This window comes from Mycobacterium sp. E802, assembly GCF_001666875.1.
Lineage (GTDB): Bacteria > Actinomycetota > Actinomycetes > Mycobacteriales > Mycobacteriaceae > Mycobacterium.
Genome location: NZ_LZJD01000162.1, coordinates 23723 through 49462 on the forward strand (window position 1 = coordinate 23723; position 25740 = coordinate 49462).

Genomic DNA, 25740 nt, shown 5'->3' on the forward strand with positions numbered 1-25740 from the left:
GACCGAGCGTAAGGCGAGCCCTGACATCTGTCCATGTGAACAGATGACGCTCAACTCAGCCGTGCCGGGCCCCGATCCAGTGCAACAGGTCGTGCACCGTCTCGTCCTCCAACCGGTAGCTGACCGTCCGACCAACTCGCGTCGCGCTGACCCAGCCCTGCTCCCGAAGCACCCGCAACGCCTGGGACACCGCATTCTCCGAGCGTCGGAGTGCGGCGGCCAGATCGCCGACGCAGATGCCGGGAGCACTGTGCAGACCCAGCAGGATCTCCAGCCGGTGGGGGTCGGACAACAGGTCGAATCGCCGCGCCCATCCCGACGTGTCGACGTCGGCCAGGGCCGACGATGCGCGCTCGACCTGTTCGTCGTTACCGGGATGGACCACGGTTCGAATCTAATCCAGGAAGCCGTGCAGCAAGGCCGACGATCCGCCGACGTGAGCCAGCATGGCCGCGGCCGCACCCTCGCTGTCGCCGGCCAGGATCGCGATGACGATGGCCTCGTGCTGTTCGTCGGAGTGGGCAATGTTGCGTGGCAACAACGGGATCTGATCCAGCAGCGCGTTGACCCGCATACGGTTCTCGGCCACCAGCGGCACCAGCGACGGTGACCCGGCAGCCTCGGCGATGGCCAGGTGCAACCGGGAATCCAGGCGTCGGTAGTCATCGGGCGCGGCCCCGCGGACGTCGGCCAGCCGGCACCACAACCCATCCCGCTCGCTGGCACTCAAGGTGCGGCCGGCCGCCATCCTGGCCGCCCCGACTTCCAGGATCTCGCGCAACCGCAACGCATCGTCGATCTCCTCGCGGGTCGGCCGCGGGCCGTCAGCCGTGTGCCGCGGCAACTCGGCGGCCAGGAAGGTGCCGCCGTAACGTCCGCGCTTGGACACCAGGTAACCGGCGTCGGCCAGCGATTTGATCGCCTCGCGCACGGTGTCGCGGCTGACGCCCAGACGCGTCGCCAACTCGCGCTCGGGTGGGAGGGACTCCCCTGGGGTCAGGACGCCGAGCCGGATCGTCTCCAGCAGCCGGCCGACGGTGTCCTCGAAGGCGTTGCCGAGGCGGACCGGCCGCAACAGCGTGTCAGCTGTTTCGGCGGCGGCCTGCGGATCCGGTTCGGTCATGGCGGGTCACAGAGGCGTGACGTAGGCCGAGCTGATCCCGCCGTCGACCAGGAACGTCGACCCGGTGATGAAGGAGGCGTCGTCGCTGGCCAGGAACGCGACCGCGGCGGCCAGTTCCTCCGGCTCGGCGAAGCGGCCCAGGGGGATGTGCACCAGCCGCCGTGCCGCCCGTTCGGGGTCCTTGGCGAACAACTCCTGCAACAGCGGCGTGTTGACCGGACCAGGGCACAACGCGTTGACCCGGATGCCCTGGCGGGCGTACTGCACGCCGAGCTCACGCGACATCGCCAGCACCCCGCCTTTGGAGGCGGTGTAGGAGATCTGCGATGTCGCCGACCCCATTACCGCCACGAAAGAGGCGGTGTTGATGATGGAGCCCCGCCCGGCCGGGACCATGTGCCGCAGCGCCGCGCGGCACGACAGATACACGGATTTGAGGTTGACGTCCTGCACCCGCTGCCAGGCCGGCAGTTCGGTGGTCTCGATCAGATCGTCCTCAGGCGGCGAGATCCCGGCGTTGTTGAACGCGATGTCGACCGAGCCGAACGTCGCAGCCGCGGTGTCGAAGAGCTGGTCGACGGCGCCCTCGTCCGACACGTCGACCGCGACGAACAAGCCGTCGAGCTCCTCGGCGGCCGCCTCGCCCGTGGTTGGGTCGATGTCGCCGACCACGATGGTGGCGCCTTCGGCGCGCAGCCGCTTACCGGCAGCCAGGCCGATGCCGCCGGCGCCGCCGGTGATGACGGCGACCTTGCCGGCCAGGCGTTGGGTCAGATCCATCTACAGCTCCTCTACTGCGAAAAAGACGTTCTTGGTCTCGGTGAACGACAACGGCGCATCAGGGCCCAGTTCCCGGCCGAGACCCGACTGCTTGAAGCCGCCGAACGGGGTGTTGTACCGGACCGACGAATGTGAATTGACGCTGAGGTTGCCCGATTCCACCGCCCGGGAGACGCGCATAGCGCGCGACAGGTTCTCGGTCCAGATCGAGCCCGACAACCCGTAGGGGGTGTCGTTGGCGAGCGCGATCGCGTCGGCCTCATCCTCGAACGGCAGCACCGTCACGACGGGCCCGAAAATCTCGTCGGTGACGGTGCGATCGGTGCGGCTCGGGGTCAACACCGTTGGCGGGAACCAGAATCCAGGCCCGTCGGGCGCCGAGCCGCGGAACGCCACGGGCGCATCGTCGGGAACATAACTGGCCACCGATTCCCAGTGCGGCCGCGACACCAATGGGCCCATCTCGGTGTCGCGCACCGTGGGGTCTCCGACCGTCACGCCCTTGACCGCCGGTTCCAGCATTTCCATGAAACGGTCGTAGACACTGCGCTGCACCAGGATTCGGCTCCGCGCACAGCAATCCTGCCCGGCGTTGTCGAACACCCCATACGGTGCGGTGGCCGCGGCCTTCTCCAGATCGCAGTCGTCGAACACGATGTTGGCGCTCTTGCCGCCCAACTCCAGGGTGACGCGCTTGACCTGGGCGGCCGCCCCGGCCATCACCCGCATGCCCACCTCGGTGGAGCCGGTGAACACCACCTTGCGCACGCCCGGGTGGGTGACGAACCGCTCACCCACCACCGAGCCCTTGCCGGGCAGCACCTGAAGGAGCCCCGCCGGCAATCCCGATTCAGTGGCCAGCTCGCCCAACCGGATCGAGGTCAGTGGCGTCCACTCGGCCGGTTTGAGCACGACGGCATTGCCGGCGGCGAGCGCGGGGGCAAATCCCCAGGCGGCAATCGTCATCGGGAAGTTCCACGGGGTGATCACCCCGACCACACCCAACGGCTCGTTGAACGTGACGTCCAGACCTCCTGCCACCGGAATCTGCTTGCCGCTCAACCGTTCCGGAGTGGCCGAATAGAACTGCAGTACGTCCCGGACATGCCCGGCCTCCCATTCGGCCTGCCCGATCGGATGTCCGGAGTTGGCCACCTCCAGGGCGGCCAGTTCATCGACGTGCGCGTCGACGACGGCAGCGAACGCGCGCAGGGCTGCCGCCCGTTCGGCCGGAGCCAGCCGAGCCCACGCTCGCTGTGCCGCCCCGGCACGCGCCACCGCGTCGTCGACAGCCGCCACATCGAGGAGCTCGACGGTGGTCAGCACCGCCTCGGTCGCCGGATTGATCACCTGACCTGATGTCATGAGACCCTTTCTGTTGCATACGTTCTGGCCGCATCTACCACGGCGGCGAACAAGCGCAGGTCGTCGAGAGTTTCCTCGGGATGCCATTGCACTCCGACGACGAATGCGTCGCCCGGGTACTCCACGGCCTCGATCACTCCGTCGGCGTCGCGCGCGCTGACCACCAGCCCCTCACCCAGCAGGTCGATGGCCTGATGGTGATAGCACTGCGCATCTGAGGTCTCGCCGATCAGGGCGGCTAGCGCGGTGTTCGGCACGGTGTGCACCGCAGATGTGCCGAACACCGCATTGCCCTGTTGATGGTGGGTGTTGCCGATGACGTCAGGTAGGTGTTGGTGCAGGGTGCCGCCGAGGGCGACGTTGAGCACCTGCGCCCCGCGACACACGCCGAGCACCGGAATGCCCCGCCGCAGCGCCCCTTCCAGCAGCGCGAACTCCCAGGCATCCCGCGCGATGTCCGGCGCATTGGTGGCCGGATGCGGCTGCCGCCCGTACCGCGCCGGGTCGACGTCGGGCCCGCCGGTGATCACCAAGCCGTCGATGCGGTCGAGCACCCGGTCGACGACGTCGCCGTCGGCCGGCTGCGGGGGCAACAGCACCGCGATGCCACCGGCACTGCTGACACCTTCGAAGTAGATCTGGGGCAGGAAGCTGGCCTGCACGTCCCACACCCCGGTCTGCGCCTGCTGCAGATACGTCGTCAGCCCGATTACCGGCCGTGCGTTCGCCGGGCCGGCCGTCGGACCGGTTGCCGGGCTGGCGTCAAAGGCGTTCAAATCCGCGCACCCTTTCCCAATCCGTCACCGCAGTGTTGAACGCCGCCAACTCCACCCGTGCGTTGTTCAGGTAGTGCTCGACGACCTCGTCCCCGAACGCCGTGCGCGCCACCTCGGACTTCTCCAGCAGCTCGACCGCCTCGACCAAGGTGGTGGGTAGCCGTTGCGCCCCACTGGCATAGGCATTCCCCGACATCGGGGCCGGCAGTTCGAGCTCGTGGTCGATACCGTGCAGGCCGCCGGCGATCAACGCCGAGACCGCCAGATATTGGTTGACATCGCCTCCGGGTGCCCGGCATTCCATCCGCATCCCGTGCCCGTGCCCGACCACCCGCAACGCACACGTGCGGTTGTCCATCCCCCAGGCCACCGCCGTGGGCGCAAAACTTCCGGCGGCAAAGCGCTTGTAGGAGTTGATGTTCGGTGCATAGAACAGCGTCAGCTCTCGCAAGGTGGCCAGCTGACCCGCGACGAAACTGCGGAACATCGGGGACATGCCATACGGGTCGGACTCATCGGCGAAGACAGCCGAACCCTGGTCGTCGCGCAAGGAGATGTGGATGTGGCAGCTGTTGCCCTCACGCTCGTCGAACTTCGCCATGAACGTCAGGCTCTTGCCGTGCTGATCGGCGATCTCCTTGGCGCCGTTGCGGTAGATGGTGTGGTTGTCACACGTGATGCGGGCGTGGTCGTAGCGGAAGGCGATCTCCTGCTGGCCGAGGTTGCACTCGCCCTTGACGCCTTCGCAGTACAGACCTGCCCCCTCCATCCCGAGGCGGATGTCGCGCAGCAGCGGTTCCATTCGGGTCGAGGCGTGCATCGCGTAGTCGACGTTGTAGTCCGACGCCGGGGTGAGGCCGGTGTATCCGGCCGCCCAGGCCTCACGAAACGTGTTGTCGAAGACCATGAACTCCAGTTCGGTGCCGACGTAGGGCACCAGGTTCCGCTCGGCCAGGCGGTCGATCTGCCGGTTGAGGATGCTGCGCGGCGCCTGCTGCACCGGGTTCCCGTCTGTCCACGACAGATCCGCCATCACCAGCGCGGTGCCGGGCAGCCACGGAATCAGGCGCAGCGTGCTGAAGTCGGCGGTCATCACCATGTCGCCATATCCGGTGTCCCAACTCGACATCGCATAGCCGTCGACGGTGTTCATGTCGACGTCGACGGCGAGCAGGTAGTTGCAGCACTCCGCCCCGTGGGCGGCGACCTCCTCGACAAACAACCGGCCGGAGACCCGCTTGCCCGTCAACCGGCCCTGCATATCGCAGAACGCGACGATCACCGTGTCGATCTCACCGGCGGCCACCATTTGCTCGAGGTCGGCTCGTGCCAGCATGCCGGGGTGGTGGCTCATTGCACACTCTCCTGCCCGTGTCGGATTCACTGGCCAACCCGAACTCCAGCCGACCATTGCCTAGCCCGATGACGTCACGATCGTGCCCCGAATCCGCACGATTGTCACGCACAAAAGGTAGGACAACCGACCAATAACACTCTATTGTCCGTGTGCAGCGCGGGTTCGTTCCGCCCGGCCCGCCCGTACCGAGGAGGCGTTTGTGCCCGAAGGCCATGAGCAACTCACCGACGACGAACAACATCTGGCCAAGCTGGGCTACACCCAGGAGCTCCAGCGTTCCTGGTCCGGGTTCTCCAATTTCGCCATCTCGTTCTCGATCATCTCGATCCTGGCCGGCTGCTTCACGTCATTCGGGCTCGGCTGGAACAACGGCGGCCCGGCGGCCATCGCCTGGGGTTGGCCGATCGTCGCGGTGTTCATCCTGATCATCGGGTTCTGTCTGGCCGAACTAGTCTCGGCCTACCCGACATCAGGCGGAATCTATTGGTGGGCATCCAAACTCGGCGGTCCGAAGGCCGGCTTCTACACGGGCTGGCTCAACCTCATCGGGCTGGTGGCGATCTTGGCCTCGGTCTCCTACGGGTGCGCGACATTCCTGGACCTCACCCTGGGCACTTTCAGCGAGTCCTGGCTCGCCGGTTACAGCCTGACCCGGGTGTTCATCATGTTCCTGATCATCTTGGGTGTCTCCGCGGTGATCAACATCTTCTCCAGCCATCTGCTGGCGGTGATCAACAACGTCTCGGTGTGGTGGCATGTGGCCGGCGCCGCCGCGGTGATCCTCATCCTGTTCCTCGTCCCCGAGCAGCATGCCAGTTTCTCCGACGTGTTCGCCCAGACCATCAACAACAGCGGCATCTTCGGCGGCGAAAAAGGTTGGGGTTTCCTGCTGTTCGTGCTGCCGATCTCGGCCATCCTGACCCAGTACACGATCACCGGGTACGACGCGTCGGCGCATCTGTCAGAGGAGACGAAGAGTGCGGCCAACGCCGCCGCCCGCGGGATCTGGCAGTCGATCTTCTACTCGGCGATCGGTGGCTGGATCCTGTTGCTGTCCTTCCTGTTCGCGGTTCAAGACGCCGACGCGGTATCCAAGGGCGGCGGCGCGGTGGCGGTGATCTTCGCCCAAGCGATGAGTTCGAAGTGGGTGGCCATCGTCCTGTTGATCTCGACGGCCGGACAGTTCTTCTGCACCACGGCGTGTCAGACCAGCGCATCGCGCATGCTGTTCGCGTTCAGTCGAGACCGCGCCGTGCCGGGCCATCAGCTGTGGTCGAAAGTCAACGCCAAGCGGGTGCCGGCCAACGGGGTGATCGTCACCGCCGCCGTCGCCGCGCTCATCACGCTGCCCGCGCTGGTGCCCGTCGAGATCAACGGCGCCCCGGTGCCCGTCGCGTTCTTCGCGGTGGTGTCCATCGGGGTGGTGGGCCTGTACCTGTGCTTCGCCGTGCCGATCTACTACCGGCTCAAGGCCGGTGACTCCTTCGAGCAGGGCCAGTGGAACCTCGGCAACAAGTACAAGTGGATGGCCCCCGTGGCGATCATCGAGATCATCGTCACCTCGATCATCGCGATGTTCCCGACCTCGCTGGGCGGCATGCCGTGGGATCCGAGCTTCGCCTGGAAGTTCGTCAACTACACGCCGCTTCTGGTGGGCGGCGTCTTGGTGCTGCTGTTCATCTACTGGCACGTGTCGGTGAAGCACTGGTTCACCGGACCGATCAAGCAGGTGGACGACGCGGCCGTGCAACTGCCCCGCTGATCACCCAAGCAGTTCGCGGATGTCGGAGGCCGTGATGGCCGAGCCGAACAGATCACCGTCGTCGACCACCGCGGCGAACAGGGCCCGCTTGCGTTCCTGCAGAGCCACCACCTTTTCCTCGATGGTGTCCTGGGCGACCAGGCGGTAAACGGTGACGGGCCGCGTCTGCCCGATGCGGTGGGCCCGGTCGATGGCTTGAGCCTCGGCGGCCGGGCTCCACCACGGGTCGCACAGGAAGCAGTAGTCGGCGGTGGTGAGGTTCAGCCCGAACCCGCCGGCTTTGAGGCTGATCAGGAACACCTGTGTGGTGCCGTTCCCGAATTCCTCGATGGCGGTGGCTCGTCCGTCGGAAGTGACCGAGCCGTCGAGGTAGCTGTAGGCAATGCCCGCCGAATCCAGATGCGCCCGCAGGATTCCCAGGAATCCGGTGAACTGGCTGAACACCAAGGCGCTGTGTCCCTCGGCCACCAACTGACCGAGTTGTTCGATCAGGAAGTCGATCTTGGCCGAGCCCACCGAGCGGGCGGAGTCGTCGACGAGCCCGGGGTGCAGGCTCAGTTGCCGCAGCAGGGTCAGTGACCGGAAGATCTGGAACCGGTTCTTCTCCCAGTCCCCCAGCAGCCCGAGCACCTTCTGCCGTTCCCGGGCCAACCGGGTGTCATAGATCTTGCGGTGTCTGGCGCTCAGCGCGATGGCGAGCACCTGTTCGCTCTTCGGGGGCAGCTCGGCGACCACCTGGGTCTTCGTGCGGCGCAACAACACCGGCTTGATCCGCCGCCGCAACACGGGCAACCGGTCGTCGGCCGCCCCTGATTCGATCGGCTTGCGGAAATACATCTCGAAGATCTTCGGTGACGGGAACAAGCCGGGGACCGTGATCGACAGCAGCGACCACAGTTCCATCAGATTGTTCTCCATCGGCGTGCCGGTGATGGCCAACTTGAACGGCACGTCGAGCAGCCGTGCGCTCTGATGGGTCTTGCTGTGGTGGTTCTTGACGAATTGGGCTTCATCGAGAACCATTCCGGCCCATTGAAGTTCAGCATATGCGGCCACATCCATGCGCAGCAGCGTGTACGAGGTGACGACGATGTCGGCCTCGGCCACCTGCTCGGCCAGTCGTACCGCGCCGCGCGCATCGGTACTGGTGACCACCACCGCGGTCAGCCCCGGGGCGAACTTGTGGCATTCGGCCACCCAGTTGCGGGCCACGCTGGTCGGCGCCACCACCAGGAACTTCCCCGCCCCGTCGGCCACCGCCCGGGCGATGAGCGCCAAGGTCTGCACAGTCTTTCCCAGCCCCATGTCATCGGCCAGTACGCCGCCGATGCCGTTGTCCCACAGGAACGACAGCCAGTCCAGACCCTCGCGCTGGTAATCGCGCAGGTCGGCATCGAGACCCGCCGGCGGCTCGATCGGGACCGGTGGCCGGGCAAGGGCCAACCTGGCCAGGTTGGCCCGCCACCGGGAGAGCTGCTCATCGACGACACCGAGCTCAAGCAGTTCGTCCCACAGCGTGATGTTCAACGTGGCGGCATTGGCCCGCTCCCCGTCGATCTCGCCGAGTGCCCGTGCCTCGTCGAGCAGGGCCCGCAACCGGAGCAGCTCGGGGGTGTCGAGCCGGAAGTACATACCGGAGGGCAAGAGCATATGCGTTGCCCCGGAGTCCAATTCGCGGATCACGTCGGCCAGGGCCACCGTCTCACCGTCCACCCTCACGGTGACGTTCAGACTGAACCAGTCGCCGGGAAGCGAGGTGTCGCCGGAGAACGACAGCAGGGGGTCGACGCCGGAGGCCCGGTACTGCACCTCGGAATCGATGACCAGCTCCGCAAAGCACTCGAGCTGGGGCAAGGTCTCGTCACAGAGCACCGCGGCCTCGACGGGCGTGAGGTTCACCGCGCCCAGCAGCGTGCGCCGCGATGCCAGTGCGGCCGCCTCCAGGGCACCGTGGGCGTTGACGATGGCCCGCAGCTCGTGGACCGCGCCGGCGTCCAGCGTGGCCGAGATCCGGCGGTTGACATGTTGGGAGGCCTGCCGTTTCCAGTCCTGTGCGGCCGCCGCGACGGCCTGCAACGCCGGCGTCACCCGCTCCCACAGCTCGTCCTCGGCGGCGGCGTCGCGGTACCCGGTCACCCCGGCGCTCGACGTCGGGTCGAAGTCGTGATGCTGGTCGTTGACCTGATAGCGGGTGCTCCAGAAGGCCCGGGCCCCGCCGTCGAGGATCTGCACCGTGAGCACCGCCACCGGCCCGGTGATGGTGGGCGGCACGAACAGTCCGTCGGCCACCTCCATCTCGACGCTGTGAGCCAGGCGCGGCAGGATGTCGACGGCGAGTTCGCGGGCCATCGCCGCCGGGATCTGGACCTGCTCTCGGCGGCCGAGCAGCTCGGCCATGGTCCGCCCGGGCAGCGGATCGAAGGCACCCAACCGCAGCACTGAATCGACGACCTGAAACATCCCGTGCGGCGCCGGCATCCCGATCAACCCGACGCCCTCGGGATCGTGTTCCTGTCCGTCGACGATCATCGCCACCGACATCACCGCACCCCCGGCAGTTTCGGCGGCGAAGTCCAGTCGCAGGTGCACATTCTTGATCAGTTCGACAGCCCGAATCCCGCTGGCGGTGTCGGCCAAGACGGTCACCCCGGCGTCCAACACCTCGTCGAGCCGCGGCCACAGGGAGGCCGACATCCCGTTGAGCATCATGGCCTCGGTGCCGTGCGGCGACGCGTACCGCTCCATCTCGGAGATCAACCCGCGCACCGCCTGGTACTGGTCGCGTTCGAACTCGCCGGGCTCGGGGTGGTCGAGCAGGCGCCGCCACGTCAACGCCCGCGTGATCCAGGTGCCTCGCTTCCCGAGGGTCAACGGCCGCAGCATCAGCAATGTCCCCGGCCGGAACCGGCTGGGGGCGCCGATGGAGAACTCCAATGCGATCGGTTTGCCACCGCCCTCGGGCACAGCCACCTCGTCGAGCACCCGGTCGAGCAGATAACGCCATCGCTCGACCGGCGGCTGCGGCGCGGCCCCCGGCACCGCCGTCAGCACCAGGGCGACGGCATGTTTGCAGAACGAACCGACAGGGCATGTACACAGCGCCCATTCGACGACCGCCGGGTTTCCCTGCGACAAGCCGACCTCAAGGACATACCACTGACCATGCGATCCCACACACCGTCCGCGCAGCAGCCGCCCGTCATCGTCGGACTCGACATCACGGATGCGGCCCTCGGCCGCGTAGCGCTCACCGCGCATCGTCGATTGCGCGCCGAAGTCGCGAATCAGCTCGTCGCGGGCTATGCCGAAGCCGAATCCTGGCCCCATGGGAGGAGGATAAAGCCACTGTCCGACAGGTTCGGCCACGGCGCCGGAGAAATCCCCGTCCCCCCGGGGAGGGGACAGCGCGGCCAGATGCTTGTAGGGTCGAACTGATGTGTGGAGCCGCCGGGGAAGTGCGTCTCGATGGTCAGGCACCGGATATTTCCGCGGTGTCGGCCATGGCAGACGCGATGACGCCCAGGGGTCCGGACGCGGCCGGTGTGTGGTCGCAAGGCCGGGTCGCGCTGGGTCATCGTCGCCTGAAAATCATCGACCTGACCGAAGCGGGCGCCCAGCCCATGGTCGACCCCGAGCTGGGGTTGACCATTTGCTGGAACGGCTGCATCTACAACTACCAAGAGCTACGTCGGGAACTGTCCGGACACGGCTACCGCTTCTTCTCCCACAGTGACACCGAGGTGTTGCTCAAGGCCTATCACCACTGGGGTGACCGGTTCGTCGAGCACCTGATGGGCATGTTCGCCTTCGCGATCGTCGAGCGCGACACCGGCCGCGTGCTGCTGGGCCGCGACCGGTTGGGCATCAAGCCGCTCTACATCACCGAGGACGTACACCGGATCCGGTTCGCCTCCTCGCTGCCTGCCCTGCTGGCCGGCGGCGGCGTCGACACCCGGATCGATCCGATCGCGCTGCACCACTACCTCACATTCCACTCGGTGGTGCCCCCGCCACTGACGATCCTGCAGGGCATCAAGAAGGTGCCGCCGGCCTCGGTGGTCGCGATCGAACCCGACGGCAGCCGGCACACCACCGTGTATTGGTCGCCGGACTTCACCCGAAGCGACGACCGGGCCGACTGGTCCGAAAGGGACTGGGAGGACGCGGTACTGGAGTCGCTGCGCCGCGCGGTCGAGCGTCGGCTGGTGGCCGACGTACCGGTCGGATGCCTGTTGTCCGGCGGCGTCGATTCCAGCCTCATCGTTGGTTTGCTCGCCGAGGCCGGCCAGCACGGGTTGTCGACGTTCTCAATCGGTTTCGAGTCGGTCGGCGGCGTGGCCGGTGACGAGTTCAAGTACTCCGACATCATCGCCGAGCACTTCGAGACCGATCACCATCAGATCCGGATCGGAACCGAGCGCATGCTGCCCGCCCTCGACGGCGCCATCGGCGCGATGAGCGAGCCGATGGTCAGTCATGACTGCGTGGCGTTCTATCTGCTGAGCCAGGAGGTGGCCAAGCACGTCAAGGTGGTGCAGTCCGGGCAGGGCGCCGACGAGGTGTTCGCCGGTTACCACTGGTACCCGCCGATGGCCGAGCCTGCCGCCGCCGATCTCGCCGGCGCGGTCGCCAGCTACCGGGGCGCGTTCTTCGACCGCGACAGCGACGGGGTCGGCGCACTGATCAGCGACGCCTACCGGGCCGAAGGCGATCCCAGCGGGCGATTCGTCACCGACCATTTCGCCGCCGCCGGCGCGCAGACCGGGGTCGATCGGGCATTGCGTCTGGACACCACAGTGATGCTGGTCGACGACCCGGTCAAACGGGTCGACAACATGACCATGGCCTGGGGCCTGGAGGGCCGGGTGCCGTTCCTGGACCATGAACTCGTCGAGCTGGCCGCCACCTGCCCTCCGGCGCTGAAGACCGCGTACGGGGGCAAGGGCGTGCTCAAACAGGCGGCGCGCCGGGTGATCCCGGCCGCCGTGATCGATCGCCCGAAGGGGTACTTCCCGGTCCCGGCACTGACCCACCTCGAGGGTCCGTACCTCGACCTGGTCCGCGATGCGCTGTATGCGCCGGAAGCCAAGGAGCGCGGCTTGTTTCGACCCGAGGCAGTCGACCGGTTGTTGGCGGACCCCAACGGCAGGCTGACCCCGTTGCGGGGCAACGAGTTGTGGCAGATCGCGTTACTCGAGCTGTGGCTGCAACGCCACGGCGTCACGGGGGCCGCGGCGTGACCGCCACCGAGCCCGACGCCTCGGTAGCCCCACTGGGGTCCGATCACACCGAGGCGATCACGCTCGGTCTGCACGACGCCTCACCGCAGCACCTCGTCGATGCCATGGCCGACGATGTCGTCCTCGAACTGGGTTGGGGCCGGCTGATTTTCGGCCAGACGTTCGCAGACCCGGAACAGCTCGCCGAGGTGCTGCAGCGAGAGGGTCCGGGCCGGCGCGACATCTGCATCTATGCCCGTGAATCGCACGTACTGGTTGCCCGGTCCCCCGCTGAGCTGTTCATCGATCCCAGCCACACCTACCGGCTGCGGTTCACCGACGAGCTCGCCGGGCCCGAGCCGGTTGGGTTCAGTGTGCGCACCCTGCACACCCCGGCCGACGCCGACGACATGAACCGCGTGTACGTCCGCTGCGGGATGGTGCCGGCACCGGTGGACGTCATCTGGCACAACCACACCCTGACCCCCGCGGTGGTCTATCTGGTGGCGGTGCGCGACGACGACGGCTCCGTGGTCGGCACGGTCACCGGTGTCGACCACAAACGGTTGTTCGCCGACCCCGAGGACGGGTCGAGCCTGTGGAGCCTTGCGGTGGACCCGGCCGCCGGGCTGCCCGGCGTGGGCGACGCGCTGACCCGCACGCTGGCCGGCATCTTCCGTGAGCGCGGCCGCGCCTATCTGGATTTGTCTGTGGCCCATGACAATTCGGCCGCAATCGCCCTGTACGAGAAGTTGGGTTTCCACCGGGTGCCGGTGCTCGCCGTCAAGCGCAAGAACGCGATCAACGAGCCGCTGTTCACCCACCCGCCCGAAACCGTCGACGATCTGAACCCGTATGCCCGGATCATCGCCGACGAGGCGATGCGTCGCGGTATCCGCGTCGAGGTGCTCGATGCCGGCGCCGGTGAGATGCGGCTGTCGCACGGCGGACGCAGCGTCATCACCCGGGAGTCCCTCTCGGAGTTCACCTCTGCGGTGGCCATGGCCCGCTGCGACGACAAACGGCAGACCCGACGCATCGTTTCTGACGCCGGAATCACCGTGCCCAAAGGCCGCTTGGCCACCTTCGACGACGAGGACCACGAGTTCCTCGCCGACGTCGGCGACGTGGTGGTCAAACCGACCCGCGGTGAGCAGGGTAAAGGCATCACGGTCGGCGTGGACGGCAGCGAGGAATTGGATGCCGCGTTGCACCGGGCCCGCGAACAGTACCCGGAGGTGCTGATCGAGCAGCGCGCGGCCGGTGACGACCTTCGCCTGGTGGTCATCGACGGCAAGGTGGTGGCAGCCGCGATCCGCAAGCCCGCCGAGATCGTCGGCACCGGCAAGCACACCATCGGCGAGCTGATCGAGACGCAGTCGCGCCGCCGCGCGGCCGCCACCGGCGGCGAGTCACGCATCCCGATCGACGACGTCACGAAGGGAACCGTTGCCGAGGCCGGCTGGTCTTTCGACGACATCCTGCCCGAGGGTGTGCGACTACGGGTGCGGCGGACGGCAAATCTGCATCAGGGCGGGACGATTCACGACGTCACCGCGCAGGTGAATCCCGAGCTGTGCCGGGTCGGGGTGGCCGCGGCCGAGGCGATCGGTATCCCGGTGACGGGCATCGACCTGTTGGTGCCCGACGTCACGGGCCGCGAATACGTCTTCATCGAGGCCAACGAACGGCCGGGCCTGGCCAACCATGAACCGCAACCGACGGCCGCGGCGTTCGTGGATTTCCTGTTCCCGCAGCAGCCGGGTTTGCCGCAAGCCTGGAAGCCTTCGGAGGCGGCTGACTGAGCGCTCGCGCGAAGGCAGGCCGCCGACCCGACAACACCGCGGCGGCTGACTGAGCGCTCGCGCGAAGGCAGGCCGCCGACCCGTCACCAAGTACTGGTGCGCAGCACGATCTCGGCGGCAAGTTGGGCCGTCGAGTCGCCGGCGTTGCGTCGACCCGGCATCTCCACGAGTCGGAAGTCGCCGTAGACGTATCTCTGGCTGGCCTTGGCCACGGCACGGGCAGCCGGGGTGCTGACCAGCACGGTGGTGTTCATCTCGACCGGCGGGCATCCGTCGTCGCGGACCGTCCCGGTGGCATCGGCGACCCGCGGGTGCCCCCGGTCCACCACGACGAGGCCGATGAACTTGTCCAGCCGGGTGGCGGCCAGCTCCCACGCCAGCTCGCCGCCGAGACGGTCCCCGACGAGCAGCGCCCATTTGATGTCCAGCGAATCGAGAATGCCGACCACGGACTTGGCGGTGAGCCGCGGATCGGGACCGATGATCACTGTGCGCAGTGACGCGGTGTGGAGGCGCTGGCAGATCGGCTCGTATGCGGCCGGGCCGTGGTGGCCGGCGCTCAGCACCACCACGGTGGAGCCCTTGTCGGGCCCCGAGACGTCGACGGGCGTGCTGAACCCGTCGATCGTCATGACGGTGGTAAGCATTCGGTCAAACTACCGTCCGGATTCGACGTGCGGGCCGGAATCCACATTGTCTTGACGCCGACGTCAGCGCTGCGTCAGGCGCTGCGCCTGATGGTCGAAAACGTCCAGAAACGTCTGCGGCAACTCACCTTTGGCGACGATCGACGGATCCGGCGTAGGGAACGCGATGCCGAAAACCGACCAGGTGCCCACATTTTCGAAGGCGAAGTAGATGCTCTGTTCATCTCTGCCCAGCCGCATGGTCTGCTGGTACACCAAAGCCGAGTCCCGCGTTCCGGCCATCCGGGTGGTGGTCATGGGAATGCCCGTGTCCGACGGGTCGAAGTAGGTGGAGAAGCGGGCGCACCGAGCGGCGGTGGCTTCGAGCCGCTCCATCGGCAGTGGTGAAGTCAGCACGGTCAGCACCATGCGTGCCCCGTCGTAGGCCGCGACGATCTGCGCGGCGCTGCCCGGTCCCCGCTCTGCGGACTCGGCGATCACCCGGGTCAAGCCGTCACTGCACCCGGCCGGTTCGGTCAGCATCGCCGGCGGCCCGCTCGATCCCCCCGGCCCACCGGATGCGCCGTCGTCGGTCACTCGGTCGAATTGCACGCCGGGCGGGAAATCCGCGGCAGTCAGCACCACTTTCTCCAGGGTGGCGCCCAGCCAGGTCGGACTACCGGCAACCACGGACGCGCAGCCCGACACCACCAGCAACGTGGCCATCGGCCCGACCAACGCTGCCACCCCTCGATGGCACCGATTCATCTGCCCAGGCTATCGGGCCGGGCCGGTTAGTGCAGTGTTCATGGTGGGCCGTGGTGGCGGACCGCTCCGCAACAGGCCCATCACGGCCTCGACATCCAGATGGCCCGCCAGCAGATCGGCCATGAGATCCAGTTGAGCATCGCGCCGGCCGGGCACGTCGGTGTCGTCGGCCACGACGAACCCGCCGCGTCCGGCCGCGGCGGCGACCTCGGTCAGCCAATCTCGGCGCAGCCCGTCGTTGTCGAGCAGGCCGTGCCAGTGGGTGCCGTAGATCGCGCCGTGACGCAGGCCGACGCCGAGCCAGTCCGCCGCCGCGGAACGGGTCACTTGGCCGTGATGAATCTCGTAGCCCCACAAGGGTTTTTCCCAATGCCGCAGGGTCTTGTTCGGGGCAAACTCGATATCGGCGTCAAGCAGACCCAACCCGTCGACCGAGACCGGCCGCGCTGCTCCAGCCTCCACGGCGTCGTCGATTCGCCGGCACAGCATCTGAAATCCGCCGCACACACCCAGCACGGGTCGCCCCTGTGCAGCGTGTTCACCGATCGCGTCGGCCAGGCCGCGTTGGCGCAGCCAGTCGAGATCGTGCACGGTGGCCTTGCTGCCGGGGATGATCACCAGGTCGGCACCGTCGAGGTCGGCGGCATCGGCAACCCAGCGCACCGCGACGCCGGGCTCGCAGGCCAGTGCCTCGATGTCGGTGGAGTTGGAGATGCGGGGCAATCGGATCGCCGCGACGCTCAGCGTCTGCGTGCCACGGGGCGGTTGTGGAACACCGACGAGCCCGCCGGGCCGGACCGAGACGGAATCCTCGGTGTCCAGCCAGATTCCGTCGTCGAACGGGATCACCCCGTAGGTGGGCCGGCCGGTGAGCTCCTGCAGCCGAAGCAGGCCGGGTTCGAGCAGGGCGGGGTCGCCGCGGAATTTGTTGACGATGAATCCGGCGATGAGCGCTTGGTCTGCGGGTTCCAGCACCGCGACGGTGCCGTGCAGGTGGGCCAGCAGCCCACCCCGGTCGATGTCGCCGACCACGACGACGGGCAGGCCCGCCGCCCGGGCCAACCCCATGTTGGCCAGGTCGGTGGCACGCAGATTGATCTCGGCTGGTGACCCGGCTCCCTCACAGATGACGACGTCGAATTCCGATCTCAGCGAGGACAATTCGTCGGCGACGACCGCACTGAGCCGGTCCCGGTGGGTGAAGTAGTCGCCGGCGGCCACCGTCCCGGCCACCTGGCCGCGGATCACCAGCTGCGAGGTTCGGTCCCCGCCGGGTTTGAGGAGGATCGGGTTGAACCTGGTGTGAGGTGCCAGCCCGGCGGCGCGGGCCTGCATGGCCTGGGCCCGGCCGATCTCCCCGCCGTCGACGGTGACCGCCGAGTTGTTCGACATGTTCTGCGCCTTGAACGGCGCCACCGACAGCCCCTTGCGGGCCAACAACCGGCACAGCCCCGCAACGACCATCGACTTGCCGGCGTCAGAGGTGGTGCCGGCGACCAGCAGCGCCCCGCTCACTTTCCCCTCGCGAGCAGACACTTAGGTAACCGAATTCCGGGCGTGTCGGGTACTTTCACGTCTGCTCGCGGGAAAAAACTCACGGCAGGGTGAGGATCTCGGCGCCGTCCTCGGTGACCACCAGGGTGTGCTCGAACTGCGCGGTCCATTTGCGGTCCTTGGTCACCACGGTCCAGTCGTCGTCCCAGATCTCGTAGTCCAGCGTCCCGAGGTTGATCATCGGTTCGATGGTGAAGGTCATGCCCGGCTCGAGCACGGTCTCCACGGCGGGCTGATCGTAGTGCAGCACCACCAGCCCGTTGTGGAAGGTGGTACCGATGCCGTGCCCGGTGAAATCACGAACCACGTTGTAGCCGAACCGGTTTGCGTAGGCCTCGATGACCCGGCCGACGATCGACAGCGCACGGCCGGGTTTGACGGCCTTGATGGCACGCATGGTGGCCTCGTGGGTGCGTTCAACGAGGAGGCGGTGTTCCTCGGAGACGTCTCCGGCCAGGAAGGTGGCGTTGGTGTCACCGTGCACGCCGTCGATGTAGGCCGTGACGTCGATGTTGACAATGTCACCGTCCTCGATCACCGTCGAATCCGGAATGCCATGGCAGATCACCTCGTTCAGTGAGGTGCAGCAGGATTTGGGAAAGCTCTTGTAGCCCAAGGTCGACGGATAGGCACCGTGGTCGACCATGTAGTCGTGGGCGATGCGGTCAAGCTCGTCGGTGGTGACACCGGGCGCCACGGCCTTGCCGGCCTCGGCCAGCGCAGCCGCGGCGATCCGGCCGGCGACACGCATCTTCTCGATCACCTCGGGCGTCTGCACCCACGGTTCGCTGCCCTCCTGCACGGTGGACTTCCACGCGTACTCCGGCCGGGGGATCGACTTGGGCACCGGCAGGGTCGGCGAGAGCACGCCGGGGCGCAGGGCGGTACGAACAGGCATGACAGCAAGGATAGCCAGGAGAACGCCGATCTCTCACAGCGAGAATGATGCTAACTTTTCAGCCATGCTCAGTGAGTCGACCCCGATGCGGACCACACCCGGTCATCTGCTCGGCCAGATGGGGTTCCGCGATGTGCTGGAGAACGACGAGACGCTCATCGTGGAGATGGACAACCGGCCCGATCTGACCAACATCCGCGGGGCCCTGCAGGGCGGATTGGTGGCGACCCTGATCGACATCGCGGCCGGACGGTTGGCGGGCCGTAACGTCGGGCCCGGGCAGGATGTGACCACCGCCGACATGAACATCCACTACCTGGCGCCGATCATCGAAGGTCCGGCGCGAGCGGCGGCCACCGTGGTGCGCGCGGGGCGGCGGTTGATCGTCACCTCGGTCGACGTCACCGATGTGGGCCGGGACCACCGGCTGGCCGCGCGGGCCACACTCAGCTTCGCCGTCCTCGATCCGCGGTAGACCCTAGGGCCGGTCAGACCGGGGAAAACGGCCGAACCAGGCCTTGCGCGGCCCGCGGATGTCCACCGAGCCGCACACCACCCGGCCGGTCAGGATGACGTGCGGTGTGCCTTCGCCGGGGGCGTCACGACGATGATCGTCGGCGCTGCCCACGATCACCTCGACGTCGTCGATCGATGCGCTGGCCCCCTCGGGCAGCCGCAGCTCCAACGACCCGAATTTCAGGTCCAGCTCGATGACCACCATCGGCCCGGCGAACCGGGCGCGGGTCAGATCCAGATCCACCGAACCCATCCGGCGCACCAGCGCCAGTCGGGTCGGCACGGTCCATTCCCCATGACGTTTCAGCGAGCCGAGCACTCCGCGCAGCTCGACCCGGTCGGTGGCCGTCGTGACAATCGCTCCGGGACCAGGCAGATCCCCCACCAGCGCGTCGAGATCGGAATGCAGACGGGCCTGCGAGACCATCGCGGAACGTTCCTCGAACTCGGCGATGTCGATCAACCCCAGCGCCACGGCGCTGTGCAGCCGCCGCAACGTGCCGTTACGGTCGGCATCCGAGACCCGCAGGTCCACCGATTGCTCATTGGTGCCAGTCATGACGTACCCACGGTACCGCCGTTCAGGCGAGGTAATCGTGCGGCAAGCCGTCGAGCATGGTCTTGCACATCCGCACCGCGTATTCCGAACTGCCGCCGCCGACGATCAGTGCGGCGAACGCCATGTCCCCGCGGTACCCGGCGAACCAGGAGTGTGAGCCACCCATGAACTCGGCCTCGCCGGTCTTGCCGCGCACGTCGCCGAGCCCGCCGAGATCCTTGGCAGTGCCGTTGGTGACCACCAGCCGCATCATCGGCCGCAGCCCCTCGACCATCTTCGGGCTGATCGGGGCGCCGGCCCCGTCGACCATGGTCTGGCGTCCCTCGATGAGCTGCGGCACCGGCGTGCGGCCGGCAGCCACCGTCGCCGACGCCAGTGCCATGCCGAACGGACTCACCAGCACCTTGCCCTGACCGAATCCGTCCTCGGTCCGCTCGGCGAGGTCAACCGTCGGCGGCACCGAGCCGGTCAGCGTGGTGATGCCGGCTACGTCGTAGTCGGTGCCGATGCCGTATCGCGCGGCGGCCTGGGTCAACCCCCGGGGCGGCATCCGGCTGGCGAGTTCGCCGAAGGTGGTGTTGCACGAGTTGGCGAAGGCCCGCGACATCGGGACCGTGCCCAAGTCGAAGGCGTCGTAGTTGGTGACGGTCCGGTGGCCGATGTCCATGGTGCCTGGGCAGCCCAAAAGTGTGTTGGGCGTTGCCATGCCGCGTTCGATGGCGGCGCCGGCAGTGACCATCTTGAAGGTGGACCCCGGCGGAAACTGGCCCATGGTGGCCAGTGGCCCGACGGCGTCGGCGGCCGCGTTCTGCGCCACCGCGAGGATCTCGCCGGTGGACGGTTTGATCGCGACGATCATCGCCTGTTTGCCGGTGGTGTTGACGGCGTTTTGCGCGGCGTCCTGGACCGCGCGGTCCAGGCTGATGGTGATCGACGGCGCGGGTTCTCCCGGTACCTCGTTGAGCACGTCGACGTCGACACCGTTCTGGTTGACGGTGACCACCCGCCAGCCCGGCTGGCCGTCCAGCTCGTCGGCCACCGACTTCTTGACCTCGTTGACGATGGCCGGGGCGAAATCCGGGTCGGTGGGCAACATTTCGGGTTGCGGGGTGATGACGACGCCGTCGAGCCTGCCGATGGCGGCGGAGATCCGGTCGTTGTCGGCCTGATTCAGCGTGATCAGGCTCATCGGCTGAGCCGATGCGCTGGCCTGTTCGGCGAGCAACTGCGGATTGCCCAGCGCCGGATCGAACGGACGTAGCGCATCGGCCACCGCGCGGGCGGTCGGCATCAGCGCGGCGCCGGCCGCTTTGGCATTCAGGGCGTAGTGGTAGACGTAGCCGGGCACCAGCACGTCGGTACCGCCACGCTCGTTGACCCGGGCTCGTCGCGGGGCATCGGCGCGCAGCGCGAACGTCTGGTGCTCCCCCAACCTCGGGTGCAGTCCAATGGCGCTCCAGCGGACTTCCCACTGCCCTTCCTCACGGACCATGTTGAGTTGGCCGTCGTAGGTCCAGGTGCGGTCTTTGGGCAGGTGCCAGGTGTAGCGGTAGGTGATGCTGCCGGTGTCGCCGGCGTACTTCGAGCCCAGGATCTGCGCGTCAAGTCGGGTGGCCTGCAGGCCATTCCACGCTTCGTCGAGCGCTGTCTTGGCATCGGCGGGGCGATCGGACAACGCCGCGGCCGCCTCGGTGTCACCAGTGGCCAGTTCGGCGAAGAACCGCTCCGCAGCGGGTTCGGGTCCGTCGGGTCGGGGGGTGCAGGCGCTGAGTGCCGTCGCACCGATCACCGCGATGACCGTCAGCATCCCTGCGGCTCGTGTGACTGATGATGTTTGAGTTGCCATTGAGGCTGATGTTAGAAACGCGGACGCCGGTTTCGTCGGAGGCGCACCGAGACCGAACCGAGACTGTGGTGAGACCGACCTCAGATCCTCCAGCAGTCCCTCGGGCACGTCCGCCAGCGGTTGACTTTGAACTGAGGCTGCAAAAGATCGAGTAGGCGTCTGCGCAGAGTCAATGTCAACGTGGTTGTCAGAAGACCCGCTTCAGTCCAGCAACACTGTGGCGAAGGTGCCGACCTGTTCGAACCCGATGCGCGCGTAGGTCGCGCGGGCGACGGTGTTGTAGCTGTTGACGTACAGGCTCGCGATCCGGCCCGAGGCCACCACCGCCGCCGCCAACGCCGCCGTTCCCGCCGTGCCCAGTCCGTGACCCCGCCACTCCGGGTGCACCCAGACCCCCTGGATCTGACCGACGGCCGGCGACTGGGACCCGACCTCGGCCTTGAACACCACCTCGCCCCGCTCGAACCGGGCCCATGCCCGTCCCGCGGCGATCAGCCCGGCGATCCGGCGGCGGTAGCCACGGCCGCCGTCCCCCAGCCTCGGATCGACGCCCACCTCGCCGATGAACATGTCGACCGCGGCCACCAGATACGCGTCGAGTTCGTCCATTCGCACCGGCCGGACTGCGGGATCGATCGCGCAGTGCGGCACCGTGTCCAGTGCCATCAGCGGCTGTTGCTCACGGACGTCGCGCGCGGTGCCCCACACCGATTCCAGTCGACGCCACATCGGCATCACGAGCTCGGCCCGGCCCACCAGCGACGAACAGCGTCGGGCGGTGCTCATCGCCTTGTCCGAGAACGCCTTCAGGTCGTCGGCGTCACCGCGCAGCGGGATCAAATTGGGCCCGGCGTAACACAGGGATTCGGTGACGCCGCGTCGGGTCCACAGCTCGCCGCCGATGGCGCCGTGCTCGACACCGAACTCGGCCACCCGCGCCGCCACCATGCACGAACCCACCGGGTCTTCATCGAACACCTGCAGACAGGGGGTGGCGTCTCGCACCACGGAAACTCGACGCTCGTCGACGAGGCGGAACAGTGGCGGAGCCGACATGGACAATTCTCTCTGCTCAAGCCGAGGCTAGGGTGACCCCGCTCACAGGGTCGCTATCAGCTTACGGTCACCACTGGCGAACCGCTTGCATCATCTGAACCCGACTCTTCGGCCAACCGCATGGCCTCTTCGATCAGGGTCTCGACGATCTGTGCTTCCGGGACGGTCTTGATCACCTCACCCTTGACGAAGATCTGGCCCTTGCCGTTGCCGGAGGCCACCCCGAGATCGGCCTCACGAGCCTCGCCCGGTCCGTTGACCACGCAACCCATCACTGCCACGCGCAGCGGGACATCGAGCCCGTCCAGCCCCGCGCTGACCGCATTGGCCAGCGTGTAGACGTCGACCTGGGCCCGTCCGCAGGACGGACACGACACGATCTCCAGGCCGCGGGGCCGCAGGTTCAGTGACTCCAGGATCTGGTTGCCGACCTTGACCTCTTCGGCCGGCGGCGCCGACAGCGAGACGCGGATGGTGTCGCCGATGCCCTTGGACAGCAACGCGCCGAAGGCCACCGCGGACTTGATGGTGCCCTGGAACGCCGGCCCGGCCTCGGTCACCCCGAGGTGCAGCGGGTAGTCGCACTGGGCGGCCAACTGCGTGTAGGCCTCGACCATGATCACCGGGTCGTTGTGCTTGACGCTGATCTTGATGTCGCCGAAGCCGTGTTCCTCGAACAGCGAGGCTTCCCACAGCGCCGACTCGACCAACGCCTCGGGCGTGGCCTTGCCGTACTTCTTCATCAACCGCGGGTCCAGCGAGCCGGCGTTGACGCCGATGCGGATCGGGATGCCCGCGTCACCTGCAGCCTTGGCCACCTCCTTGACCCGGCCGTCGAACTCCTTGATGTTGCCGGGGTTGACGCGCACCGCGGCGCAGCCGGCGTCGATCGCGGCGAAGATGTACTTGGGCTGGAAGTGGATGTCGGCGATCACCGGGATCTGGCTGTGCCGGGCGATCTCGGCGAGCGCGTCGGCATCCTCTTGCCGGGGGCAGGCGACCCGCACGATGTCGCAACCCGAGGCGGTCAGCTCGGCGATCTGCTGCAGCGTCGCGTTGACGTCGTGGGTCTTGGTGGTGCACATGGACTGCACGGCGATCGGGTGTTCGCTGCCGATGCCGACGTTGCCGACCATCAGCTGACGGGTCGTGCGACGGGGTGCCAGGACGGGCGCCGGAGGCGCCGGCATTCCCAGACCGATGGAAGTCACGGGTTCTCCTATTGGAAGATGCTCAGTGGGTTGATCAGGTCTGCGGTGACGGTCAGCAGCATGTAGCTGACCACGACCAGCAGCACGACGTAGGTGGCCGGCATGAGTTTGAGGTAGTTGACCGGAGCGGCGGCCACTTTGCCGCGGGCCGCCCGGAACATGTTGCGGATCTTCTCGTACGTCGCCACCGCGATGTGGCCACCGTCGAAGGGCAGCAGGGGTACCAGGTTGATCGCGCCGAGCACGAAGTTCAACTGGGCCAGGAAGAACCAGAACGCCACCCAGAGCCCGGCCTCGACCGTCTCGCCGCCGATGATGCTCGCGCCGACGACGCTGATCGGGGTCTCCTTGTCGCGCTCTCCCCCGCCGATCGCCTCGACCAGCGCACCGATCTTGGTGGGGATCTTCGCCAGGGACTTGCCGAGTTCGACGGTGAGGTCGCCGGTGAAGGAGAGGGTGCCGGGCACCGCCGTGAGCGGGTTGTACTTCGTGGGCGGCTGCACCGCGACCGCGCTGACGCCGATCGCACCGACGGTGGTCGGCTCCTTGGCGTCGGCGCTGGTGAACCGCTGCGTTTGAGTGACGTCGACGACGGTGTTGATGGTCTGGCCGTCGCGCTTGAGCTCGATGTTGACCGGCCCGTCGAGTTTGCGGATCGCCGCCGCCATCGCCGCGAAGTCGGACACCTTGGTGTCGCCGACCTTGACGATCTCATCGCCGGCCTGGATACCGGCCCGCGCCGCAGGACCGGCGCCCTCGCACTCGCCCATCTTCTCCAGGCTCAATTGCGGTGCGACACAGCCGGTTTCACCGACGATCGCCGTGGTGGGCTGGTTGATGTTGGGCAGGCCCCACATGATTGCCACCCCGTACAGCAGCACCAGACCGATGATGAAGTTCATCGCGGGGCCGGCGAACAGCACCGCGACGCGCTTCCAGACCTTCTGCTTGTACATCGCGTACGGCCGGTCTTCGGGCGCGATCTCGTCGACGGAGGTCATGCCGGCGATGTCGCAGAACCCGCCCAGGGGGATGGCCTTGATGCCGTATTCGGTCTCGCCGAGACGGTTGGGGCGCCGGGTCGACCACAACGTCGGACCGAAGCCCACGAAGTAGCGGCGCACCTTCATGCCGGTGGCACGCGCCACCCACATGTGCCCGCATTCGTGCAACGCCACCGAGATCAGGATGGCGAGCGCGAACAGCGCGATACCGATTGCGAACATCATTTGCTGACGAGCCCTTTTCTCACGGATGTCTTCTCGGACCGCGTAGCGATGGCGCGCCGTGCCTTCTCCCGGGCCCAGCGCTGCGCGTCGAGTACGTCTTCCACGGTAGCGGGTTCGGCGGCCCACTGGTCGGCAGCGTGCACCACGTCACCGACGGTGTCGACGATGGCCGGGAACGGGATGCGGCCGGAAAGGAACGCTTCGGCTGATTCCTCGTTGGCGGCGTTGTACACCGCCGTCAGGCACCCACCGCGGGTTCCGGCCTCGGACGCCAGGCGCACCGCGGGGAACACTTCGTGGTCCAGCGGCAGGAACTCCCAGGTGGACGCGATGGTGAAGTCACAGGCCAGGGCCGCGCCGGGGATCCGGTCAGGCCACCCCAGGGCCAGGGCGATCGGCAGCTTCATGTCGGGCGGGCTGGCCTGGGCCAGCGTCGAGCCGTCGGTGAAGGTCGCCATTGAGTGCACGATCGATTGCGGGTGCACCACCACCTCGATGCGCTCGTAGTCGATCCCGAACAGCAGATGGGTCTCGATCAACTCCAGGCCCTTGTTGACCAGCGTCGCCGAGTTCAGGGTGTTCATCGGGCCCATCGACCAGGTCGGGTGCTTGCCGGCCTGCTCGGGGGTCACCGATTCCAGGTCGGCGGCCGACCAGCCCAGGAACGGTCCGCCGGAGGCGGTCAACACGATCTTGGCGACCTCGTCAGGTGACCCGCCGCGCAGACACTGGGCCATCGCCGAATGCTCGGAGTCCACCGGCACGATCTGTCCCGGCGCGGCGGCCTTGAGCACCAACGGACCGCCGGCGACCAGCGACTCCTTGTTGGCCAGGGCCAGTCGCGCGCCGCTGGCCAACGCGGCCAGGGTCGGCGCCAGGCCCAGCGCCCCCACCAACGCGTTGAGCACCACATCGGCCTCGGTGTGCTCCACCAATCGGGTGACCGCATCGGGGCCGGAGAACGTCACGTCGCCGACCTTCTCGGCGGCAGCCGGGTCGGCGACGGCGATGTTGGTGACGCCGGTGGCGGCGCGCTGGGCGGCGAGCAGGTCGGGGTTGCCGCCGCCGGCCGCCAGCCCGACGACCTCAAAGCGGTCGGGATTGGCAGCGATGACGTCGAGCGCCTGAGTGCCGATCGATCCGGTGCTTCCCAGTATCAGCACGCGCTTTTTGTCGCTCACCGTTACATTGTGCCGCGCACGCGCGTGGCCGGCCCAATGCGGCACGGGGCGGCTCGCGGCGCCCGTTCGGTGTGCCGCCCATCCGTATGCTGGGACGACCGCCACAACT

At 67.4% G+C, this 25740-nt stretch carries 21 protein-coding genes; 4 read left to right on the forward strand and 17 right to left on the reverse strand.

The window, feature by feature from the left end:
• Positions 1-55 precede the first annotated feature (55 nt).
• From A5699_RS23595 to A5699_RS23620, 6 genes are read right to left on the reverse strand one after another with little or no spacing between them, the layout of a single operon-like run.
• Complete coding sequence (locus A5699_RS23595) at positions 56-385, reverse strand: helix-turn-helix transcriptional regulator (protein WP_197508374.1); 330 nt, start codon at positions 383-385, stop codon at positions 56-58.
• A 9-nt stretch (positions 386-394) separates the two neighbouring features.
• Positions 395-1123 (reverse strand): FadR/GntR family transcriptional regulator, encoded by a 729-nt coding sequence (locus A5699_RS23600; protein ID WP_067774726.1) that lies wholly within the window; start codon positions 1121-1123, stop codon positions 395-397.
• Between the two features lie 6 nt (positions 1124-1129).
• On the reverse strand, positions 1130-1903 hold the full coding sequence (locus A5699_RS23605; RefSeq protein WP_067774729.1) for a 3-oxoacyl-ACP reductase: 774 nt from the start codon (positions 1901-1903) through the stop codon (positions 1130-1132).
• Positions 1904-3268: an aldehyde dehydrogenase gene (locus tag A5699_RS23610; RefSeq protein ID WP_067774732.1), complete on the reverse strand. Its 1365-nt coding sequence runs from the start codon at positions 3266-3268 to the stop codon at positions 1904-1906.
• Positions 3265-4044, reverse strand: a complete 780-nt coding sequence (locus A5699_RS23615) for a gamma-glutamyl-gamma-aminobutyrate hydrolase family protein (RefSeq protein ID WP_197508375.1) — start codon at positions 4042-4044, stop codon at positions 3265-3267. The genes A5699_RS23610 and A5699_RS23615 overlap by 4 nt, the downstream gene beginning before the upstream one ends.
• Positions 4031-5398 (reverse strand): glutamine synthetase family protein, encoded by a 1368-nt coding sequence (locus A5699_RS23620; RefSeq protein WP_067774735.1) that lies wholly within the window; start codon positions 5396-5398, stop codon positions 4031-4033. Before A5699_RS23620 ends, A5699_RS23615 begins: the two co-directional genes overlap by 14 nt.
• Positions 5399-5600: 202 nt before the next feature.
• Between A5699_RS23620 and A5699_RS23625 the strand changes: the two genes are divergently transcribed.
• Complete coding sequence (locus A5699_RS23625; RefSeq protein ID WP_067774738.1) at positions 5601-7163, forward strand: amino acid permease; 1563 nt, start codon at positions 5601-5603, stop codon at positions 7161-7163.
• On the opposite strand, the gene A5699_RS23630 is transcribed toward A5699_RS23625, so the two are convergent.
• Positions 7164-10490 carry a DEAD/DEAH box helicase gene (locus A5699_RS23630; protein ID WP_067774741.1) on the reverse strand — a complete coding sequence of 1109 codons (3327 nt, stop codon included), beginning with the start codon at positions 10488-10490 and terminating at the stop codon, positions 7164-7166.
• 107 nt (positions 10491-10597) lie between these two features.
• Between A5699_RS23630 and A5699_RS23635 the strand changes: the two genes are divergently transcribed.
• Entirely contained in the window at positions 10598-12403 is a 1806-nt protein-coding gene (locus tag A5699_RS23635) for an N-acetylglutaminylglutamine amidotransferase (protein WP_067774744.1), read from the forward strand.
• Entirely contained in the window at positions 12400-14187 is a 1788-nt protein-coding gene (gene ngg / locus A5699_RS23640; protein ID WP_067774747.1) for an N-acetylglutaminylglutamine synthetase, read from the forward strand. The genes A5699_RS23635 and ngg overlap by 4 nt, the downstream gene beginning before the upstream one ends.
• An 83-nt stretch (positions 14188-14270) precedes the next feature.
• Here ngg and A5699_RS23645 read toward each other — a convergent pair whose 3' ends face one another.
• From A5699_RS23645 to map, 4 genes are all read right to left on the reverse strand, one after another.
• Entirely contained in the window at positions 14271-14834 is a 564-nt protein-coding gene (locus tag A5699_RS23645) for an alpha/beta fold hydrolase (RefSeq protein WP_067774751.1), read from the reverse strand.
• Between the two features lie 63 nt (positions 14835-14897).
• Positions 14898-15581 (reverse strand): hypothetical protein, encoded by a 684-nt coding sequence (locus tag A5699_RS23650; protein WP_067774754.1) that lies wholly within the window; start codon positions 15579-15581, stop codon positions 14898-14900.
• Between the two features lie 9 nt (positions 15582-15590).
• On the reverse strand, positions 15591-17096 hold the full coding sequence (locus A5699_RS23655) for a cobyric acid synthase (RefSeq protein WP_082957849.1): 1506 nt from the start codon (positions 17094-17096) through the stop codon (positions 15591-15593).
• 79 nt (positions 17097-17175) lie between these two features.
• Positions 17176-18033, reverse strand: a complete 858-nt coding sequence (gene map, locus A5699_RS23660; protein WP_067774757.1) for a type I methionyl aminopeptidase — start codon at positions 18031-18033, stop codon at positions 17176-17178.
• 85 nt (positions 18034-18118) lie between these two features.
• Here map and A5699_RS23665 point away from each other — a divergent pair, with 85 nt between their 5' ends.
• Positions 18119-18508: a PaaI family thioesterase gene (locus A5699_RS23665; RefSeq protein WP_067775086.1), complete on the forward strand. Its 390-nt coding sequence runs from the start codon at positions 18119-18121 to the stop codon at positions 18506-18508.
• A gap of 3 nt (positions 18509-18511) precedes the next feature.
• Here A5699_RS23665 and A5699_RS23670 read toward each other — a convergent pair whose 3' ends face one another.
• The 6 genes from A5699_RS23670 to dxr all read right to left on the reverse strand — a co-directional run bounded on the left by A5699_RS23670 (position 18512) and on the right by dxr (position 25631).
• Entirely contained in the window at positions 18512-19108 is a 597-nt protein-coding gene (locus A5699_RS23670) for a DUF1707 domain-containing protein (RefSeq protein WP_067774760.1), read from the reverse strand.
• 22 nt (positions 19109-19130) lie between these two features.
• Positions 19131-20954: a penicillin-binding transpeptidase domain-containing protein gene (locus A5699_RS23675; protein ID WP_067774762.1), complete on the reverse strand. Its 1824-nt coding sequence runs from the start codon at positions 20952-20954 to the stop codon at positions 19131-19133.
• Positions 20955-21155: 201 nt separating this feature from the next.
• Entirely contained in the window at positions 21156-22010 is an 855-nt protein-coding gene (locus tag A5699_RS23680) for a GNAT family N-acetyltransferase (protein WP_067774765.1), read from the reverse strand.
• Positions 22011-22066: 56 nt separating this feature from the next.
• Positions 22067-23200: a flavodoxin-dependent (E)-4-hydroxy-3-methylbut-2-enyl-diphosphate synthase gene (gene ispG, locus A5699_RS23685; RefSeq protein ID WP_067774768.1), complete on the reverse strand. Its 1134-nt coding sequence runs from the start codon at positions 23198-23200 to the stop codon at positions 22067-22069.
• Positions 23201-23229: 29 nt separating this feature from the next.
• Positions 23230-24450 carry an RIP metalloprotease gene (locus A5699_RS23690; RefSeq protein ID WP_067774771.1) on the reverse strand — a complete coding sequence of 407 codons (1221 nt, stop codon included), beginning with the start codon at positions 24448-24450 and terminating at the stop codon, positions 23230-23232.
• On the reverse strand, positions 24447-25631 hold the full coding sequence (gene dxr, locus A5699_RS23695; protein ID WP_067774774.1) for a 1-deoxy-D-xylulose-5-phosphate reductoisomerase: 1185 nt from the start codon (positions 25629-25631) through the stop codon (positions 24447-24449). The genes A5699_RS23690 and dxr overlap by 4 nt, the downstream gene beginning before the upstream one ends.
• Positions 25632-25740: the final 109 nt, after the last annotated feature.

Coding starts and splice junctions, on each gene's coding strand:
- A5699_RS23600 (WP_067774726.1), bottom strand. CDS start 1,123: ATGACCGAACCGGATCCGCAGGCCGCCGCCGAAACAGCTGACACGCTG.
- A5699_RS23605 (WP_067774729.1), bottom strand. CDS start 1,903: ATGGATCTGACCCAACGCCTGGCCGGCAAGGTCGCCGTCATCACCGGC.
- A5699_RS23610 (WP_067774732.1), bottom strand. CDS start 3,268: ATGACATCAGGTCAGGTGATCAATCCGGCGACCGAGGCGGTGCTGACC.
- A5699_RS23620 (WP_067774735.1), bottom strand. CDS start 5,398: ATGAGCCACCACCCCGGCATGCTGGCACGAGCCGACCTCGAGCAAATG.
- A5699_RS23630 (WP_067774741.1), bottom strand. CDS start 10,490: ATGGGGCCAGGATTCGGCTTCGGCATAGCCCGCGACGAGCTGATTCGC.
- A5699_RS23635 (WP_067774744.1), top strand. CDS start 10,598: ATGTGTGGAGCCGCCGGGGAAGTGCGTCTCGATGGTCAGGCACCGGAT.
- A5699_RS23645 (WP_067774751.1), bottom strand. CDS start 14,834: ATGCTTACCACCGTCATGACGATCGACGGGTTCAGCACGCCCGTCGAC.
- A5699_RS23650 (WP_067774754.1), bottom strand. CDS start 15,581: ATGAATCGGTGCCATCGAGGGGTGGCAGCGTTGGTCGGGCCGATGGCC.
- map (WP_067774757.1), bottom strand. CDS start 18,033: ATGCCTGTTCGTACCGCCCTGCGCCCCGGCGTGCTCTCGCCGACCCTG.
- A5699_RS23665 (WP_067775086.1), top strand. CDS start 18,119: ATGCGGACCACACCCGGTCATCTGCTCGGCCAGATGGGGTTCCGCGAT.
- A5699_RS23670 (WP_067774760.1), bottom strand. CDS start 19,108: ATGACTGGCACCAATGAGCAATCGGTGGACCTGCGGGTCTCGGATGCC.
- A5699_RS23675 (WP_067774762.1), bottom strand. CDS start 20,954: ATGGCAACTCAAACATCATCAGTCACACGAGCCGCAGGGATGCTGACG.
- A5699_RS23680 (WP_067774765.1), bottom strand. CDS start 22,010: ATGTCGGCTCCGCCACTGTTCCGCCTCGTCGACGAGCGTCGAGTTTCC.
- ispG (WP_067774768.1), bottom strand. CDS start 23,200: ATGCCGGCGCCTCCGGCGCCCGTCCTGGCACCCCGTCGCACGACCCGT.
- A5699_RS23690 (WP_067774771.1), bottom strand. CDS start 24,450: ATGATGTTCGCAATCGGTATCGCGCTGTTCGCGCTCGCCATCCTGATC.